Source organism: Streptomyces sp. NBC_01408 (genome assembly GCF_026340255.1).
GTDB lineage: Bacteria > Actinomycetota > Actinomycetes > Streptomycetales > Streptomycetaceae > Streptomyces.
On record NZ_JAPEPJ010000001.1, the window covers coordinates 1,873,187 to 1,891,161 of the forward strand.

At 72.8% G+C, this 17,975-nt stretch carries 13 protein-coding genes; 12 read left to right on the forward strand and 1 reads right to left on the reverse strand.

Translation table 11 applies throughout. The features are described 5' to 3' along the window. The first annotated feature begins 18 nt into the window (after positions 1-18). The 3 genes from OG447_RS08820 to OG447_RS08830 are packed head-to-tail and all read left to right on the forward strand — an operon-like array spanning position 19 to position 927. The gene (locus OG447_RS08820; RefSeq protein ID WP_266935915.1) at positions 19-216 is read left to right on the forward strand and encodes a DUF4244 domain-containing protein; all 198 of its coding nucleotides are present in this window, start codon (positions 19-21) and stop codon (positions 214-216) included. Further along, the gene (locus OG447_RS08825; RefSeq protein WP_266935916.1) at positions 203-580 is read left to right on the forward strand and encodes a TadE family type IV pilus minor pilin; all 378 of its coding nucleotides are present in this window, start codon (positions 203-205) and stop codon (positions 578-580) included. The genes OG447_RS08820 and OG447_RS08825 overlap by 14 nt, the downstream gene beginning before the upstream one ends. Then, positions 577-927, forward strand: coding sequence for an Rv3654c family TadE-like protein (locus OG447_RS08830; RefSeq protein WP_266935917.1), 351 nt, complete (start codon positions 577-579; stop codon positions 925-927). Before OG447_RS08825 ends, OG447_RS08830 begins: the two co-directional genes overlap by 4 nt. A 21-nt stretch (positions 928-948) precedes the next feature. Here OG447_RS08830 and OG447_RS08835 read toward each other — a convergent pair whose 3' ends face one another. Next, positions 949-3,414, reverse strand: coding sequence for a DEAD/DEAH box helicase (locus tag OG447_RS08835; protein ID WP_266935918.1), 2,466 nt, complete (start codon positions 3,412-3,414; stop codon positions 949-951). An 81-nt stretch (positions 3,415-3,495) separates the two neighbouring features. On the opposite strand from OG447_RS08835, the gene bldG reads away from it, so the two are divergent. From bldG to OG447_RS08880, 9 genes are all read left to right on the forward strand, one after another. Next, on the forward strand, positions 3,496-3,837 hold the full coding sequence (bldG, locus tag OG447_RS08840) for an anti-sigma factor antagonist BldG (RefSeq protein WP_266935919.1): 342 nt from the start codon (positions 3,496-3,498) through the stop codon (positions 3,835-3,837). A gap of 101 nt (positions 3,838-3,938) precedes the next feature. Continuing rightward, positions 3,939-4,379, forward strand: a complete 441-nt coding sequence (locus OG447_RS08845; protein WP_266935920.1) for an ATP-binding protein — start codon at positions 3,939-3,941, stop codon at positions 4,377-4,379. 257 nt (positions 4,380-4,636) lie between these two features. Further along, positions 4,637-7,039, forward strand: coding sequence for a sodium-translocating pyrophosphatase (locus OG447_RS08850; RefSeq protein WP_266935921.1), 2,403 nt, complete (start codon positions 4,637-4,639; stop codon positions 7,037-7,039). 161 nt (positions 7,040-7,200) lie between these two features. Beyond that, entirely contained in the window at positions 7,201-7,761 is a 561-nt protein-coding gene (locus OG447_RS08855; protein WP_266935922.1) for a small secreted protein, read from the forward strand. Positions 7,762-7,948: 187 nt separating this feature from the next. Beyond that, complete coding sequence (locus OG447_RS08860; RefSeq protein WP_266935923.1) at positions 7,949-9,484, forward strand: methyltransferase; 1,536 nt, start codon at positions 7,949-7,951, stop codon at positions 9,482-9,484. 132 nt (positions 9,485-9,616) lie between these two features. After that, the gene (locus OG447_RS08865) at positions 9,617-9,814 is read left to right on the forward strand and encodes a hypothetical protein (protein ID WP_266935924.1); all 198 of its coding nucleotides are present in this window, start codon (positions 9,617-9,619) and stop codon (positions 9,812-9,814) included. Positions 9,815-10,092: 278 nt separating this feature from the next. Beyond that, complete coding sequence (gene topA / locus OG447_RS08870; RefSeq protein ID WP_266935925.1) at positions 10,093-12,942, forward strand: type I DNA topoisomerase; 2,850 nt, start codon at positions 10,093-10,095, stop codon at positions 12,940-12,942. Positions 12,943-13,179: 237 nt separating this feature from the next. After that, entirely contained in the window at positions 13,180-16,431 is a 3,252-nt protein-coding gene (gene tmk / locus OG447_RS08875) for a dTMP kinase (RefSeq protein ID WP_266935926.1), read from the forward strand. 123 nt (positions 16,432-16,554) lie between these two features. Continuing rightward, entirely contained in the window at positions 16,555-17,766 is a 1,212-nt protein-coding gene (locus tag OG447_RS08880) for a DNA polymerase III subunit delta' (RefSeq protein WP_266935927.1), read from the forward strand. The last annotated feature ends 209 nt before the right edge of the window (positions 17,767-17,975 follow it).

A 17,975-nucleotide genomic window follows, 5' to 3' on the forward strand; every position in this document is an offset into this window, starting at 1 on the left:
AAATCAACGGAGGCTGTCATGAGGATCATCTGGTTTCGTGTCCGGACGGCGCTGCGCGGCTGTCGCGGCGATGCGGGAATGTCCACTTCGGAATACGCCATGGGCACGATCGCCGCGTGTGCGTTCGCGGCCGTTCTGTACAAGGTGGTGACGAGCGAGGTCGTCTCCACGGCCCTTCAGTCGACCATCGGGAAGGCACTCGATGTGCCGTTCTGAGGGAAAGTCACGGGCCTTCGGAGACCGGGGATATGTGACAGCGGAGGCGGCCCTGGTGATTCCGGCGCTGGTGCTGTTCGCCGCGCTCCTGGTGTGGGCGCTGATGGCGGCGGCCGCGCAGATCCGGTGTGTGGACGCGGCCCGGGCCGGTGCCCGGGCGGCGGCCCGGTCGGAGCCGGTGGAGGTGGCGGTGGAGGCGGCCCGGGCGGCCGCCCCGTCCGGGGCGCGGGTGGAGCTGGAGCGGGAAGGCGACCTGTGGCGGGTGCGGGTGGCCGCGCCCGCGCCGGGGCCGGGCGGGCTGCCCGTACGGCTCGGCGCGCAGGCGGTGGCCCTGGCGGAGGACAGCGTGGGGCCGCCGTCATGAGCCGGGACCGGGGTTCGGCCACGGTGTGGGCGACGCTGGTGGCCACGGTGCTCGGTGCGGTGTTCGGCGGCGTGCTCCTGCTCGGGCAGGCGGTCGTGGCCCGGCACCGGGCGGCGGCGGCAGCGGATCTGGCGGGCCTGGCGGCCGCGGCGAGCTGGGCCCACGGGCCGGAGGCGGCCTGTGCCACGGCTGGGCGGGTCGCCCGTGCCCAGGGCGCCGTGCTCTCCGGGTGCCGGGTGGAGGGCGAGGCCGTCGAGGTCACGGCCCGGGCCGTGGCGGGGACCTTCACCCCGTCCATCCGGGCCCGCGCGGGTCCGCCCCTGCCCCCGCCGCAGGCGCCCGGCTGATCCCACGGCCCCCTCCGGGCTTCAGGATCCGGGGGCGGCCGGGGTCTCGGAGAGGAGGCGGGTCAGGAGGCGGACCGCGCCGCGCTTGTGGAGGGGCTCGTTGCCGTTGCCGCACTTGGGTGACTGGATGCAGGAGGGGCAGCCGGCCTCGCACTCGCAGGCGGCGATCGCGTCGCGGGTCGCCGTCAGCCAGGCGCGGGCCGTGTGGAAGGCCCGCTCGGCGAAACCGGCGCCGCCGGGGTGGCCGTCGTAGACGAAGACCGTGGGCAGGAGGGTGTCGGGATGCAGCGGCACGGAGACGCCGCCGATGTCCCAGCGGTCGCAGGTGGCGAACAGCGGGAGCAGGCCGATGGAGGCGTGCTCGGCGGCGTGCAGGGCTCCGCCGAGGATCTCGGGATTGATCCGGGCCTCGTCGAGCTGGTCCTCGGTGACCGTCCACCACACGGCCCGGGTGCGCAGGGTGCGGGGCGGCAGGTCCAGCTTGGCCTCGCCCAGCACCTCGCCGGTGATCAGTTTGCGGCGCAGGTAGGAGACGACCTGGTTGGTGACCTCGACGGAGCCGTAGCAGAGCCGGGCCGAGCCCCACGGGATCTCGGTCTCGGTCTCCAGGACGGAGATGGAGGTGGTGTCCCGCGCGGTGGTGGAGAAGGGCGGATCCGCCTGCTCGACGAGCGCCACCGCGTCCTCCAGGTCCAGCTGCTTCACCAGGTAGGTGCGGCCCTGGTGGAGGTGGACGGCCCCGTCGTGGACGGCGGTGTGGGCCGCCGATTCCTCCACCGTGCCCAGCAGCCGGCCGGTCGCGGCCTCGACGATCTGCACCGGGCGGCCGCCGCCGCCCCGGATGTCGGTCAGGTCCGAGGCCCGCTCCCGTCTGGTCCAGTGCCAGCCCGTGGCCCGCCGGCGCAGCAGCCTCGCCGCTTCCAGCTGCGGGATCAGCTCCTGGACGGAGGGGCCGAAAAGAGCCAGATCCGTTTCGGTCAGCGGCAGCTCCGCCGCTGCCGCGCACAGGTGGGGGGCGAGGACGTACGGGTTGTCGGGGTCCAGGACGGTGGCCTCCACGGGCTGCTCGAACAGCGCCTCGGGATGGTGGACCAGGTAGGTGTCCAGCGGGTCGTCCCGGGCGATCAGCACGGCCAGGGCGCCCTGCCCCGAGCGCCCGGCGCGGCCCGCCTGCTGCCACAGGGAGGCCCGGGTGCCCGGGTACCCGGCGATCAGTACGGCGTCCAGGCCGGAGACGTCCACGCCCAGCTCCAGGGCGGTCGTCGCGGCCAGTCCCAGCAGCTCGCCGGAGTGCAGGGCCCGCTCCAGGGCCCGGCGCTCCTCGGGCAGGTAGCCGCCCCGGTAGGCGGCGACCCGCCGCACCAGCGAGCGGTCGACCGCAGCGAGCCGTTCCTGGGCGATCACGGCGATCAGCTCGGCGCCGCGCCGGGAGCGGACGAAGGCCACCGTACGGACCCCCTGCACGACCAGGTCCGTCAGCAGGTCGGCGGTCTCCGCCGTGGCCGTACGGCGTACGGGAGCGCCCTTCTCGCCCCGCAGCTCGGTGAGCAGAGGGGGCTCCCACAGGGCGAAGACCACCTCGCCGCGCGGCGAGGCGTCGTCGGTGATCTCCGTCACCGGCACCCCGGTCAGCCGGGACGCGGCCGTCGCCGGGGCGCTCGCGGTGGCGGAGGCCAGCAGGAAGACGGGTTCGGAGCCGTAGTGGGCGCACAGCCGCCGCAGCCGGCGCAGCACCTGGGCCACGTGGGAGCCGAATACTCCCCGGTAGGTGTGGCATTCGTCGATCACGACGTAGCGCAGGGCCCGCAGGAAGGAGGACCAGCGCGGGTGGGCCGGGAGGATGCCGCGGTGCAGCATGTCGGGGTTGGTCAGGACGTAATTGGCGTACTGGCGCACCCATTCGCGTTCTTCCACGGGCGTGTCGCCGTCGTAGACCGCCGGGCGGACCGCGTTGCCCAGCGGGGCCGCCAGCTCCCGTACGGCGCGCCGCTGGTCGGCCGCCAGGGCCTTGGTGGGGGCCAGGTACAGGGCGGTGGCGCCGCGCCCGTTCGGAGCCTCGGCGCCGTCCGCGAGGGCGGAGAGCAGCGGTGCGAGGTAGGCCAGCGACTTGCCCGAGGCGGTGCCGGTGGCGACGACCACGGACTCGCCGTCCAGGGCGTGCTCGGCGGCCGCGGCCTGGTGTTCCCACGGATGGCCGATCCCGGCGGCCTGAATCGCGGCTACGACATCCGTTCGGATGCGGTCGGGCCAGACTGCATGACGACCCGCCCGAGGGGGCAAGTGCTCCGTATGGGTGATGCGCGCAGCCCGGGAAGACCCCCGTGACAACCGGTCCAGGACCGTGTCGGGGGTGGGTTCGGCGTCCGCGGGTGCCGTGGGCCGACCGGGGCGGTGAGTATTGGCCATTGGAACCGAGTGTGTCACTGGCGTGCGGGACAATGGTCCCAAGGCGTCGTGCGCGCCTGCCGGTAAGTGATTGAATGCCATCGCGGCAGCCAATCCCTCGCCTACCTTCGGGTGGGGAGGCCCCTGGGGGGCGCCGCTCGATAGCAAGGTGCTGGAGGATCCGTGGACCTGTCCCTGTCGACTCGCACTGTCGGCGACCGTATGGTCGTAGAGGTCGGTGGCGAGATTGATGTGTATACCGCGCCCAAGCTGCGCGAGCAGTTGGTCGAGTTGGTGAACGACGGCAGCTACCACCTGGTTGTCGACATGGAGCGAGTGGACTTCCTCGACTCCACCGGACTCGGTGTGCTCGTGGGAGGCCTCAAGCGCGTCCGCGCGCACGAGGGTTCGCTGCGACTGGTCTGCAACCAGGAGCGCATCCTGAAGATCTTCCGCATCACCGGTCTGACCAAGGTGTTCCCGATCCACACCACCGTGGAAGACGCCGTCAACGCCACCGACTGACGGCTCCAGGCGGCAAGGAGCCGGCAAGCAGAGCGGGGGTACCGGGCCACGGGTGGCCCGGGCCCCTGTCAAGGCACGCCCGTAGTCCGAGGGGGACGCGCATGGCCACCGTTGAACTGCGCTTCAGCGCCCAGCCCGAACACGTCCGGACGGCCCGCCTGGTCGCGGCCGCCGTGGCGCGCCGGGCCGGCGTGGAGGAAGCGGTCCTCGACGAGGTTCGCCTCGCCGTGGGCGAGGCCTGTTCGCGTGCCGTCGGACTCCATCGGAGCAACGGGCTGACCGCGCCCGTCCGGGTCGTGCTGACCGAGGAGGAGAAGGTGTTCTCCATCGAGGTCGGCGACGAGGTTCCCGGACCGGCCGGCGGCCCGGCCGACACCGTGTCCGGCATCGACGCCGTCCTGGACCCCGACATCGAGGGCGAGGACGAGATGGGCCTCGCCGTCATCAGCGGGCTCGTCGACGACGTCGAGGTGACCGCCGGGGAATCGGGCGGAACCATCCGGATGAGCTGGCCGGTCGCCGGGGCCTCGGATCTTCCATAGATCCACAGCCCCGGCATTCCGTCGTATCTTCCGATCTTAATCAAGGCCCTGCTGAGCAGGGCCTTTTTCATGTCCCTAGATCATTTGATCAGGCGTCAATGCCTTTGTCCCATTACTTCTTTCGAGGGTAATGGAGTGACGCGATCTATTGCTGAGGAGCAAGAGCAGGCCAATTCCGTTTCCTGTGCACTGTTTTGATCAGGATGCGCTCCCTACAATCCGTCCACATCTTGAGCTCATCACGTCAAGGAGGACGAATGACGGGGCTCTTCACCCCTCTCGCGCCGGATCGCACCACGGATCTGGCAGCCGCAGTACTCACCGATGACAATCGGCTCATCGTGATCGTCATTGCGGCAGTGGCACTTGCCGCACTCGTCGTCGCGCAGATCCTGGTCCGCCAGGTCCTCGCCGCCGACGAGGGAACCGACAGCATGAAGAAGATCGCCGCAGCCGTCCAGGAGGGCGCCAACGCCTACCTCGGCCGGCAGCTGCGGACCCTCGGCGTCTTCGCCGTCGTGGTCTTCTTCCTGCTCTTCCTGCTCCCCGCCGACGACTGGACGCAGCGGGCGGGACGTTCCGCCTTCTTCCTCGTCGGCGCCCTCTTCTCGGCCGCCACCGGCTACATCGGCATGCGCCTCGCGGTCCGCGCCAACGTGCGCGTCGCCGCCGCCGCGCGCGAGGCGACCCCCGCCGAGGGCGAGCCCGCCAAGGACCTCACCGAGGTCTCCCACAAGGCGATGAAGATCGCCTTCCGTACGGGCGGCGTGGTCGGCATGTTCACCGTCGGCCTCGGCCTCCTCGGCGCCTCCTGCGTCGTGCTGGTCTACGCCGCCGACGCCCCCAAGGTCCTGGAGGGCTTCGGCCTCGGTGCCGCGCTGATCGCGATGTTCATGCGTGTCGGAGGCGGCATCTTCACCAAGGCCGCCGACGTCGGCGCCGACCTGGTCGGCAAGGTCGAGCAGGGCATTCCGGAGGACGACCCGCGCAATGCCGCGACCATCGCCGACAATGTGGGCGACAACGTCGGCGACTGCGCCGGAATGGCGGCCGACCTCTTCGAGTCCTACGCCGTCACCCTGGTGGCCGCGCTCATCCTCGGCAAGGCAGCCTTCGGCGACCTCGGCCTGGCCTTCCCGCTGATCGTCCCCGCCATCGGGGTCGTCACCGCCATGATCGGCATCTTCGCGGTCTCCCCGCGCCGCAGCGACCGCAGCGGAATGACCGCCATCAACCGCGGGTTCTTCATCTCTGCCGTGATCTCCCTGGTGCTGGTCGGGATCGCCGTCTACGCGTACCTGCCGGCCACCTACAAGGAGCTCGTCGGCGTCGAGGACGCCGCGATCGCCAACCACGCCGGCGACCCGCGCGTGCTGGCCGTCGTAGCCGTCGCCATCGGCATCGTGCTCGCGGCGCTGATCCAGCAGCTGACCGGCTACTTCACCGAGACCAGCCGCCGCCCCGTGCGCGACATCGGCAAGTCCTCCCTGACCGGAGCCGCCACCGTCATCCTGGCCGGCATCTCCGTCGGCCTGGAGTCCGCCGTCTACACGGCGCTCCTCATCGGCCTCGGCGTCTACGGGGCGTTCCTGCTCGGCGGCACGTCGATCATGCTCGCCCTGTTCGCGGTGGCCCTGGCCGGCACCGGCCTGCTCACCACCGTCGGCGTCATCGTCGCCATGGACACCTTCGGGCCCGTCTCCGACAACGCCCAGGGCATCGCCGAGATGTCCGGCGACGTCGAGGGCGCCGGGGCCCAGGTCCTGACCGACCTGGACGCCGTCGGCAACACCACCAAGGCCATCACGAAGGGCATCGCCATCGCCACGGCCGTGCTCGCCGCGGCCGCGCTCTTCGGCTCGTACAACGACGCCATCGCGACCGCGGTCAGGGAAGTCGGCGCCAAGGCCGGGGAGATGAACCTCAGCCTGGACATCGCGCAGCCCAACAACCTGGTCGGGCTGATCCTGGGCGCGGCCGTCGTGTTCCTGTTCTCCGGCCTCGCCATCAACGCGGTCTCCCGCTCCGCGGGCGCCGTGGTCTACGAGGTGCGCCGCCAGTTCCGCGAGCACCCCGGGATCATGGACTACAGCGAGAAGCCCGAGTACGGGCGCGTCGTCGACATCTGCACCAAGGACGCGCTGCGCGAGCTCGCCACGCCCGGCCTGCTCGCCGTGCTCACCCCGATCGCGGTGGGCTTCTCCCTCGGCGTCGGCGCGCTCGGCTCCTTCCTGGCCGGCGCCATCGGCACGGGCACCCTGATGGCGGTCTTCCTCGCCAACTCCGGTGGTGCGTGGGACAACGCGAAGAAGCTCGTCGAGGACGGCCACCACGGCGGCAAGGGCAGTGAGGCCCACGCCGCGGTCGTCATCGGGGACACGGTCGGCGACCCGTTCAAGGACACCGCCGGTCCGGCGATCAACCCGCTGCTGAAGGTCATGAACCTGGTGGCGCTGCTGATCGCCCCGGCCGTCGTGCAGTTCAGCTACGGCGACGACGCCAACCCGGTCGTACGGGGGGTCGTCGCGGTCCTCGCGATCGCCGTCATCGTCGGCTCGGTGTACGTGTCCAAGCGCCGCGGCATCGCGGTCGGCGACGAGAGCGAAGGCGGAGCCGCCGAGCGGGTGGCCCAGCCGGCCGACCCCGCGACGGTCTCCTGACCCCGGTCCCACCGGGGTGCGGGCGGGGCCGGGCAGGGTCGGCCGTACGCCCGAACGGCGGACGGGCGGCGCGTACTGACGCGCCGTCCGTCCGCCGTTGTACGTCGCCGGAGGGGAGGCGTGTATCTTCCGGGCCGAGAGCCTTCGAAGGGACCAATCCGGTGAACAAGAAGCTTGCGGCCGCATTGTCGGGCGGTGCGGTACTGATGCTCGTCCTGTCCGGCTGCGGCGGGGACGACAGCGACAAGAAGGCCGACGCCTGGGCCAAGAAGGTCTGCGACCAGTGGCAGCCCGAACTCAAGAAGATCGAGACGGCCAACGCGGAGATCAAGCGCGTGGCGTCGGAGAGCAGTAAGCCGGAGGAGGTCCAGCAGACCGATTCGGCGGCGTTCGGCACCCAGTCCGAGTCGTACAAGAACATGGGGACGGCCCTGCAGAGCGCGGGAGTTCCGCCGGTGAAGAACGGCGAGGCGACCCAGGCCGAAGCGGTCAAGGGCTTCGAGGCGACCTCCCAGGGCTACGCCGACCTGAAGACGAAGATGGACGCTCTCGACGCCAAGGACCAGACGAAGTTCGCCGAGGGGCTCAAGGAAGTGGCGGCCGGCCTCGAAGCGGCGTCGACGGGCGGCAAGGCAGCCCTCTCGCAGCTCAAGGCGGGCGGTCTGGATCAGGCGATCAACAGCCAGAAGGGCTGCCAGGTGACGGCTCCGTCGCCCAAGTAGTGCCGCAGTGAGCCGCTGACGGCGCGCCGGACAGGGCGGCCGGGGTCCCGGAAAGGGGCCGCGGCCGCCCTGTCGCACACCCGGGAGCGGGCAGCCGCGCCGGTGTCCGTGACCGCGGCCGCGACCCTGCCCACGCCGACGCCCGCGCGGCGCACGGATTGTCGGCTCCAGCGGACACAATGGACCGGTGAGTACCACCAGCCTTCCCTCGCCCGTCCACGCCGCCGGACTCCGCGAAGCCCTGCTCGCCGCCGGCTTCACCGCCGACGGGCTGCTCGAGCTGCTCGGCGCCCCCGCCTACGCCGCACTGGCCCGCAGCGAGACCGTGCCCGCCCTGCGCGCCACGCGTGGGGACGGCCCGCTCGCGGCCCTGGTCCGGCTGTTCCTGCTCCAGCAGCCCGTGCCGTACGTGCACGCCGGGGCCGCCCTGCCCGTCGAGGCGGCGCTGGCCGACGGCTGGCTGCGGCGCGAGGGCGACGAGGTGCACGCCACCGTCGACGTACGCCCGTACGGCGGTCCCGGCGGCGAGGACTGGTTCATCGTCTCCGACCTCGGCTGCGCCGTCGGCGGGGCCGGCGGGATCGGCAGCCGTGAGGAGGGCGTGGTCCTCGGTGTCGGCGGGGCGTCCACGACCCTGGCCGGGATCACCGTGCGCACCCCGGTCGGCTCCGCCCTCGACGTCGGTACCGGCTCGGGGATCCAGGCGCTGCACGCCGCCCAGCACGCCACCCGGGTCACCGCCACCGACGTCAACCCCCGGGCCCTGGGGTTCACCCGGTTGACGCTGGCGCTGTCCGGGGCACCGGAGGCCGAGCTGCTCGCCGGGTCGCTCTTCGAGCCGGTCGGCGAGGCGACGTACGACCTGATCGTGTCGAACCCGCCGTTCGTGATCTCCCCGGGCGCCCGGCTCACGTACCGGGACGGCGGCATGGGCGGCGACGACCTGTGCCGGAGCCTGGTCCAGGAGGCCGGTGCGCGGCTCAACCCGGGCGGGTACGCGCAGTTCCTCGGCAACTGGCAGCACGTGGAGGGCGAGGACTGGCGCGACCGGCTCCGCTCCTGGGTGCCGCGCGGCTGCGACGCCTGGATCGTGCAGCGTGACGTGCAGGACGTGACGCAGTACGCGGAGCTGTGGCTGCGGGACGCCGGCGACCACCGTTCCGACCCCGCCGAGTACGCCGGGCGGTACGAGGACTGGCTGGACGAGTTCGAGGCCCGCAAGACCAAGTCCGTCGGCTTCGGCTGGATCACCTTGCGCCGGTCGGATGCGGCCGAGCCCTCGATCGTGATCGAGGAATGGCCGCACTCGGTGGAGCAGCCGCTCGGTGAGAGCGTCCTGGCCCACTTCGCCCGCCAGGACTACCTGCGGGAGCACGACGACGCCGCCCTGCTGGAGGGTTACTTCCTGCTCGGTGCGGAAGTGGTCCAGGAGCAGGTCGGCGCGCCCGGCGCGGAGGATCCGGAACACGTCGTACTGCGCCAGCACCGCGGGATGCGGCGCGCCACCAAGGTCGACACGGTCGGTGCCGGCTTCGCCGGAGTGTGTGACGGGTCACTGAGCGCGGGCCGGATCCTGGACGCGATCGCCCAGCTGGTGCAGGAGGATCCGGTCGTCCTGCGCGACCGGACGCCGGAGGCCATCCGGATGCTGATCGAGCAGGGCTTCCTGGAGCCCGTACGGCCCGTTCCGGAATCCGGGCAGGACGCCGGCCAGGGCGGGTGACCGGGCTCCGGAAACCGGCCGGATCCATGATGTAACCCTGGGTTCGGCTCCCGTACCCCTAGGGCTGGCAGGCTCCCCGACAGCTGGATCCGGGGGGATCCGGGGAGCGGCCCAGGGGCAAAGGGGAACGGCATGGAATCCGGCCCGGCGATCTTCGCGGCGACCGTGTTCCTGCTGTTCGGAGCCGCTCTGCTGGCCTGGACGGGGGCGCGCACCCTGCACCGTGCGCCGGTGGCAGAAGGTGTGCGCCCCGTCTTGGCCGTACCCCTGGCGCTCCTCGCCGGCGGGGGCTCGCTGGCACTCGGAGTGTGGTGCCTCGGGAGGCTCTGACACGGCAGCCCGGACCGGCGTGGATCCGGCCGGGAACCGCACGTGGGAGCAGGTGCGCGGAGGCTGGCGAGGGCGGGGCCAGACGGCCCCCCGGCCACCCCGCCCGGTGATCGGGAACGGTCCGGCGCGGCATCCGGGCGGCAGAAACGGCACTTGTCGGGTTACCGTTCGAGTGGCCGTTGCGGGCTTGTGCCGTTTGACACGGGGGCGGGTTGTACCGTCACACTCCGCAGCGTCGCCGTATCGCGACCGAGTGCCGACCGGAGAGAAGAGCCAAGTTGTCCCCGACTAGCGAGACCGCAAAGGGCGGCCGCCGACTCGTCATCGTCGAGTCCCCTGCCAAGGCGAAGACGATCAAGGGCTACCTCGGCCCTGGATACGTCGTCGAGGCGAGCGTCGGGCACATCCGTGACCTCCCGAACGGCGCGGCCGAGGTTCCCGACAAGTACACCGGCGAGGTCCGCCGTCTCGGCGTGGACGTCGAGCACGACTTCGCGCCGATCTACGTCGTCAATGCCGATAAGAAGGCCCAGGTCAGGAAGCTCAAGGAGCTGCTGGCCGAGTCCGACGAACTCTTCCTCGCCACCGATGAGGACCGCGAGGGCGAAGCCATCGCGTGGCACCTGCAGGAAGTCCTCAAGCCCAAGGTCCCCGTCCACCGGATGGTCTTCCACGAGATCACCAAGGACGCGATCCGCGACGCCGTCGCCAACCCGCGCGAGCTGAACCAGCGCATGGTCGACGCCCAGGAGACCCGCCGCATCCTCGACCGCCTCTACGGCTACGAGGTCTCGCCGGTCCTGTGGAAGAAGGTCATGCCGCGACTGTCGGCCGGCCGCGTCCAGTCGGTGGCCACCCGCATGGTCGTCGAGCGGGAGCGCGAGCGCATCGCCTTCCGGTCCGCCGAGTACTGGGACCTGACCGGAACCTTCTCCACCGGCCGCGCCGGTGACGCCTCCGACCCGTCCACGCTGGTCGCCCGCCTGAACACGGTGGACGGCAAGCGCGTCGCGCAGGGCCGCGACTTCGGCTCGACCGGGCAGCTCAAGAGCGAGGTGCTGCACCTCGACGAGGCGAACGCCCGGGCCCTGGCCGCCGCGCTGGCCGACACCTCGTTCGCCGTCCGGTCGGTCGAGTCCAAGCCGTACCGCCGCTCCCCGTACGCCCCGTTCCGTACGACGACGCTCCAGCAGGAGGCCTCGCGCAAGCTGGGCTTCGGTGCGAAGTCGACCATGCAGGTGGCGCAGAAGCTGTACGAGAACGGCTTCATCACCTACATGCGTACGGACTCCACGACCCTGTCCGACACCGCCGTGTCGGCGGCTCGGGCGCAGGTCACGCAGCTGTACGGCGCCGACTACCTGCCGGAGAAGCCGCGCGTCTACGCGGGCAAGGTCAAGAACGCCCAGGAGGCGCACGAGGCGATCCGCCCCTCGGGTGATCGTTTCCGCACCCCGGCCGAGACGGGTCTGACCGGCGACCAGTTCCGCCTCTACGAGCTCATCTGGAAGCGGACCGTCGCCTCCCAGATGAAGGACGCGGTCGGCAACTCCGTCACCGTGAAGATCGGCGGACGGGCCTCGGACGGCCGGGACGCCGAATTCACCGCCTCCGGCAAGACGATCACCTTCCACGGCTTCATGAAGGCCTACGTCGAGGGCGCGGACGACCCGAACGCGGAGCTCGACGACCGCGAGAAGCGCCTGCCGCAGGTCGCGGAGGGCGACGCGCTCGCCGCCGAGGAGATCACGGCGGACGGGCACTCGACCAAGCCGCCGGCCCGGTACACCGAGGCCTCGCTGGTCAAGGAGCTCGAAGAGCGGGAGATCGGCCGCCCGTCGACGTACGCGTCGATCATCGGCACGATCCTCGACCGCGGGTACGTCTTCAAGAAGGGCACGGCGCTCGTGCCGTCCTTCCTGTCGTTCGCCGTGGTGAACCTGCTGGAGACGCACTTCGGCCGGCTCGTCGACTACGACTTCACCGCGAAGATGGAGGACGACCTCGACCGCATCGCGCGGGGCGAGGCCCAGTCCGTGCCGTGGCTGAAGCGGTTCTACTTCGGCTCGGAGGACGCGACCGAGGTCGTACCGGCCGACGGTGACCACCTCGGCGGCCTGAAGGAGCTGGTCACGGACCTGGGCGCGATCGACGCCCGGGAGATCTCCTCCTTCCCGGTCGGCGAGGGCATCGTGCTGCGCGTCGGCCGCTACGGGCCGTACGTGGAGCGCGGCGAGAAGGACGCGGAGGGCCACCAGCGGGCCGACGTACCGGACGACATGGCTCCGGACGAGCTGACGGTCGAGTACGCGGAGGAGCTGTTTGCGAAGCCGAGCGGCGAGTTCGAGCTCGGCAAGGACCCGGTCAGCGGGAACGAGATCGTCGCCAAGGACGGCCGCTACGGCCCGTACGTGACGGAGATCCTCCCCGAGGGCACGCCGAAGACGGGCAAGAACGCGGTCAAGCCGCGGACGGCCTCCCTCTTCAAGTCGATGACCCTCGACACGGTCACCCTCGACGACGCGCTCAAGCTGATGTCGCTGCCGCGCGTGGTCGGCGCGGACGCGGAGGGCGTGGAGATCACGGCCCAGAACGGCCGCTACGGCCCGTACCTGAAGAAGGGCACGGACTCGCGGTCCCTGGAGACCGAGGACCAGCTCTTCTCGATCACGCTGGACGAGGCCCTGGCGATCTACGCGCAGCCCAAGCAGCGCGGCCGGGCCGCGGCCAAGCCGCCGCTGAAGGAGCTGGGCACCGACCCGGTGAGCGAGAAGCCGGTGGTGGTCAAGGACGGCCGCTTCGGGCCGTACGTGACGGACGGCGAGACGAACGCGACGCTGCGGCGGGACGACGACGTCGAGACGATCACGCCGGAGCGCGGCTACGAGCTGCTCGCTGAGAAGCGGGCGAAGACCCCCGCCAAGAAGACGGCGAAGAAGGCCCCCGCCAAGAAGGCCCCGGCGAAGAAGGCGACGGCGACGAAGACCGCCGCCGCGAAGAAGACGACGGCGGCCAAGAAGCCCACCACGGCCGCGAAGAAGACGACGGCCAAGACCACCACGGCCAAGACCGCAACGGCCAAGAAGACGGCGGCGAAGAAGACGGCCGCCGCCCCGGCGGACGAGTAGCCTCCGGCAGGTCTTGGGCAGGGCCCGTGCGCTTCGCACGGGCCCTGCCCCTTTCCGGGCAGAATGCAGCCCCGTCGGCGTTCGAGGCACGGGGGCTCGGGGGCAGCGCCCCCGCAACGCCGCCGCACTCGGGCCCGGGGTCGCGGGGCGGAGCCCCGGAAGAGTTGGGTCCGGGGTCACACCCGGGGTTGTCCACAGGCTTCCGCACCCGCCAAGCGCAGCGGATAGGCTGGGCGGATGACGCGAGCCGAGCAGCCAACGGTCGTGACCGCCCCCGCGAACCCCACCTACGACGAAGCCCTAGCCGCGGATTCCCGCGAGCGAGCGGTGCGCGCCCTGCTGCGCACCCCCGGGCTGCGCCGGCTGTGGAGCGCCCAGCTGGTGAGCGGCATCGGCGATGCCCTGGCCCTGTTGGTGCTGGTGCTGCTGGCCTACCAGGCGGCCGTCTCCGAGGCGGCCTTCGGCGGCGGATACCGCGGGGCCGCCCTCGCCGTCGCCGTCGTCTTCGGGGTCCGGGTCCTCGCCACCCTGCTCTTCGGCGCGGTCCTCCTCGGCCCGCTGTCGGCCCTCGTCGCCCCCGGCGGCAAGCTGGACCGGCGCTGGACGATGATCGGCGCCGACGGCATCCGCCTCGGACTCTTCGTCGTCGCCCCGCTCTGGCTCGACTGGATCCCGGCCCACGCGCTGACCGCCCTGCTGGCCACCGTGTTCGTCTCCGGCGCCGCCGAGCGGCTGTGGAGCCTGGCCAAGGACAGCGCCGCTCCCGCCCTGCTGCCCACGCCGCCGCCGGAAGGGGCGACCGTACGGCCGCTCCCCGACCACCTCGACGCGCTGCGCCGCCTGACCCTGCGCACCTCCTTCGCCGCGCTGCCCGTCGCGGCGGCCGCGCTGCTCGCCGCGACCCTGGTCGGCAAGGCCCTCGGCCTCGGCGTCGGCTGGTTCGCCGACAACGAGGCCGCGCTCGGCTCGTACGTCGCCTCCGGCCTCTTCGCGGCCTCGGTCTCGCTGGTGCTCCCGCTGGTCCTGCCGGGTACGAAGACCCCGCGCCCGCGTTCCCCGCTGGAGGGCCTGCGGGCACCCAAGGCGGGCGACCGGCCCGACAGGGGCCGTACGGGCGTCATCCCGCTCCTCGTCCTGGCCTGCGCGGCGGTCGCCGCAGCGGTGTCCTCGGCTGCGGCCGTGGCCGTACTGCACGCCTTCGACCTGGGCGGCGGCCCGGCCTCCTTCGCACTGATGGTCCTGGCGCTGCTCGGCGGCACCGCCGCCGGCATCCGCGCCACCCAGGCCGGCAAGGTGCTGCCCGCGCTGTCACGGCGCCGCCTGCTGGCCCTCGCCATAGCGGTGACGGGCCTCGCCCTGCTGCTGACCGGCCTGGTCCCGGACACCGCGACCGTGCTGTTCCTGGCGCTGCTCGCCGGCACCGCCGCGGGCGTCGCGGCCAACACCGGCCACACCCTGCTGGACCTGGAGACCGAGGAGTTCCGCCGGGCCCGGGTCACCGAGCACCTCCAGGCCGTCGTGCGGGTGGCCGTGGCCGTAGGTGCCGTCGCCGCGCCGGCCGTGGCCGCGTTGATCGGCCCGCACCGGCTGACCGGCGCCGAGGGCGTCTTCTCGCACGGCGGCGCCGCCTTCACGCTGATGCTGGTCGGCGCCCTGCTGCTGCCGGTCGCCGTGGTGGTGTTCGCCAAGGCCGACGACCGCGGCGGCGTACCCCTGCGGCGCGACCTGCGCGAGGCCCTGCGGGGCGGGGAGCCGCTCCAGGCGGCCTCTGCCACCGGCTTCTTCATCGCCATGGAGGGCGGCGACGGAGCGGGCAAGTCCACCCAGGTGGAGGCGCTGGCCGACTGGATAAGGGGCAAGGGCCACGAGGTCGTCGTGACGCGCGAGCCGGGGGCCACTCCGGTGGGCAAGCGGCTGCGCTCGATCCTGCTCGACGTGTCCTCGGCCGGGCTGTCGAACCGCGCCGAGGCACTGCTGTACGCCGCGGACCGGGCGGAACACGTGGACACGGTGGTCCGCCCCGCCCTGGAGCGCGGCGCCGTGGTCATCTCGGACCGGTACATCGACTCCTCGGTGGCCTACCAGGGCGCCGGACGCGACCTCTCCCCGACCGAGATCGCCCGGATCTCGCGCTGGGCCACCGACGGGCTCGTCCCGAACCTGACCGTGCTCCTCGACGTATCGCCGGAGGCGGCGCGGGAGCGGTTCACGGAGGCGCCGGACCGGCTGGAGTCGGAGCCGGCGGAGTTCCACCAGCGGGTGCGGGCCGGTTTCCTGACGCTGGCCGCGGCCGACCCCGGCCGCTACCTCGTCGTCGACGCCGGGCAGGACCCGGAGTCGGTCACCACCGTCGTACGCCACCGCCTGGACCGGATGCTTCCGCTCTCCGAGGCCGAGGTCGCCGCGCAGATCGAGGCGCGGCGGCTCGCCGAGGAGGAGGCCCGGCGGCGCGCCGAGGCCGAGGCGGCGCGCAAGGCGGAGGAGGAGCGGCTGCGGGCCGAGGAGGAAGCCCGGCTGGCGCGCGAGGCCGAGGCAGCCCGGATCAAGGCAGAGGCGGAGGCCGCCCGCAAGGCGGAGGAGGAACGCCGGCGGGCCGAGGAGGAAGCCCGTGCCCGGGCCGAGGCCGAGCGGCTGCGCGCCGAGGCCGAGGAGCGGGCCCGGGCGGCTGAGGAGGAGCGGCTGCGCCGGCAGGCCGAGGAGGAGTTCCGGCTGCGGGCCGAGGCCGAGGAACGCCGGCTGGAGAAGCAGCGGCGGGCGGAGGAGGCCCTGCTGAAGGCCGAGGAGGCGCGGCGGCTGGCGGAGGCCGCGGCGGCCGAGCTGGCGGCGAAGACAGCCGCGGCTGCTGCCGCGGCGGCGTCGGCGGCGTCGGCGGCCCCTGCGGTGGCCCCCGTGGCACCCCCGGCTCCGGCTGCTGCTCCGGCTCAGGCTCCGCGGGGGGCCGAGGTCCGCATGCGCAAGGACCCGCACCCGGACGAGGCCGTCACGGTCGAGACCCCGATGGACAAGCGGACCGTCCGGCCGGACGACGTCACCCAGACGGTTCCGGTGCCGAAGCTTTCTCCGACCTCGGCCCCGACCTCGGCCCCGGCTCCGGCCTCGGCCGAGGAGACCACGGTGCTGCCGCCGGTCCGGGACGCCGACGAGACGGCCGTACTGCCGCCCGTGCGGCCGTCCGGTGCGTCCGCCCCGTCCGCCCCGCCCGCCCCGTCCGGCAGCCGGGGACCGGCCTCCGCGACGCGGCCCACGGCGCGGCGCCCCGAGGAGAACCCGGCCGACCGGGTCCCGCCCGGCATCTTCCGGGACACCGACAACGACCGGACCCGCGAGCTCCCGTCCCTCGGTGAGGACAGCAGGCCGCGCCGGTCGCGCTCCGACTGGGCCGAGGAGACCCCGCTGGACGATCTGCCGACACTGGCCGACGAACTGCTGGGCCGTCACCGGGACGACGAGGACCCCGAGGGCGAGGGCGGCGGGCCGCGCCGCCGCTGACGGTCTCGGCGGGGGCCGGGCGCGGATCGCCGGGCCCGGCACGGATTGTCGGTGGCACACGCCACACTGTGAACAGGGCACGGACAGGGACAAAGACAGCGACAGGGAAAGGCGGTGGGCGCGATGCCCGTATGGGACGACCTGGTGGGTCAGGAACGGGTCCAGACCCAGCTGGCCGCCGCCGCCCGTGACGCCGACGCCCTGGTCACGGCCGTCACGGCCGGGACCCCGCCGCCCGCCGCGTCCAAGATGACCCACGCCTGGCTGTTCACCGGACCGCCCGGCTCCGGGCGGTCCACCGCTGCCCGCGCCTTCGCGGCCGCCCTCCAGTGCACCAGCCCCGACCGCGCCCTCGGCGGCGAGCCGGGCTGCGGGTTCTGCGACGGCTGCCACACCACCCTGATCGGCACCCACGCCGACGTGGAGATCGTCCGCACCGATCTGCTGTCCATCGGCGTGAAGGAGACGCGCGACCTGGTCCGCCGGGCGCAGCTCTCCCCGGCCGTCGGCCGCTGGCAGGTCATCGTCCTGGAGGACGCCGACCGGCTGACCGAAGGAGCCGGCAACGTGCTCCTGAAGGCCGTGGAGGAGCCCGCGCCGCGCACGGTGTGGCTGCTGTGCGCGCCCTCCCTGGAGGACGTGCTGCCGACGATCCGGTCCCGCTGCCGGCACCTGACCCTGCGCACCCCGCCCGTCGAGGCCGTCGCCGATGTACTGGTCCGGCGCGACGGCATCGAGCCCGCCGTCGCCGCGGCCGCCGCCAGGGCCACACAGGGGCACATCGGCCGGGCCCGCCGGCTCGCCACCGACGAGGCCGCCCGTTCCCGCCGGGCCTCCGTGCTGAAGCTGCCGCTGCGGGTCGACGACGTGGGCGGCTGCCTCAAGGCCGCGCAAGAGCTGGTCGACGCCGCCGCCGAGGACTCCAAGCAGGTCGCGGAAGAGGTCGACACCAAGGAGACCGAGGAGCTGAGGGCCGCGCTCGGCGCCGCGGCGGGCACCGGCGGCCGGATGCCACGCGGGACGGCGGGCGTGATGAAGGAGCTGGAGGACCGGCAGAAGCGCCGTCGCACCCGGACCCAGCGCGACAGCCTGGACCTGGCGCTGACCGACCTCACCGGCTTCTACCGGGACGTGCTGGCCCTCCAGCTCGGTTCGTCGGTGGCCATCGCGAACGAGGAGATACGGCCGGACCTGGACCGGATCGCCCGGGCCTCGGGTCCCGAGCGGACCCTGCGGCGCATCGAGGCGATCATCGCCTGCCGGGACGCCCTCGACCGGAACGTGGCCCCCCTCCTCGCGGTCGAGGCCATGACGATGTCGCTGCGCGCGGGCTGACCCCGGGTCCGACGTGCCGGCGCTGCGGACCGTAGGGGCCGACGGTAGCCCCGGTGTCCACACCGGGTTGACCGGATCACCCGTACGGGCGGACCGGCCGCCGGGGCCGCGAGGGGCCAGGCCCGTGCCCCGTCCGGCGGGACCGCCGGTGCTGTGCCGCCGTCCGGTCCACGGCTGCCCCCGGGGCCGTCCGGGCAGGCCGTAGGCTC

Excerpts from the sequence above, each read along its gene's own strand:
- OG447_RS08820 (WP_266935915.1), top strand. The coding sequence starts at position 19 with ATGAGGATCATCTGGTTTCGTGTCCGGACGGCGCTGCGCGGCTGTCGC.
- OG447_RS08825 (WP_266935916.1), top strand. The coding sequence starts at position 203 with ATGTGCCGTTCTGAGGGAAAGTCACGGGCCTTCGGAGACCGGGGATAT.
- OG447_RS08830 (WP_266935917.1), top strand. The coding sequence starts at position 577 with ATGAGCCGGGACCGGGGTTCGGCCACGGTGTGGGCGACGCTGGTGGCC.
- OG447_RS08835 (WP_266935918.1), bottom strand. The coding sequence starts at position 3,414 with ATGGCATTCAATCACTTACCGGCAGGCGCGCACGACGCCTTGGGACCA.
- OG447_RS08845 (WP_266935920.1), top strand. The coding sequence starts at position 3,939 with ATGGCCACCGTTGAACTGCGCTTCAGCGCCCAGCCCGAACACGTCCGG.
- OG447_RS08850 (WP_266935921.1), top strand. The coding sequence starts at position 4,637 with ATGACGGGGCTCTTCACCCCTCTCGCGCCGGATCGCACCACGGATCTG.
- OG447_RS08865 (WP_266935924.1), top strand. The coding sequence starts at position 9,617 with ATGGAATCCGGCCCGGCGATCTTCGCGGCGACCGTGTTCCTGCTGTTC.
- tmk (WP_266935926.1), top strand. The coding sequence starts at position 13,180 with ATGACGCGAGCCGAGCAGCCAACGGTCGTGACCGCCCCCGCGAACCCC.
- OG447_RS08880 (WP_266935927.1), top strand. The coding sequence starts at position 16,555 with ATGCCCGTATGGGACGACCTGGTGGGTCAGGAACGGGTCCAGACCCAG.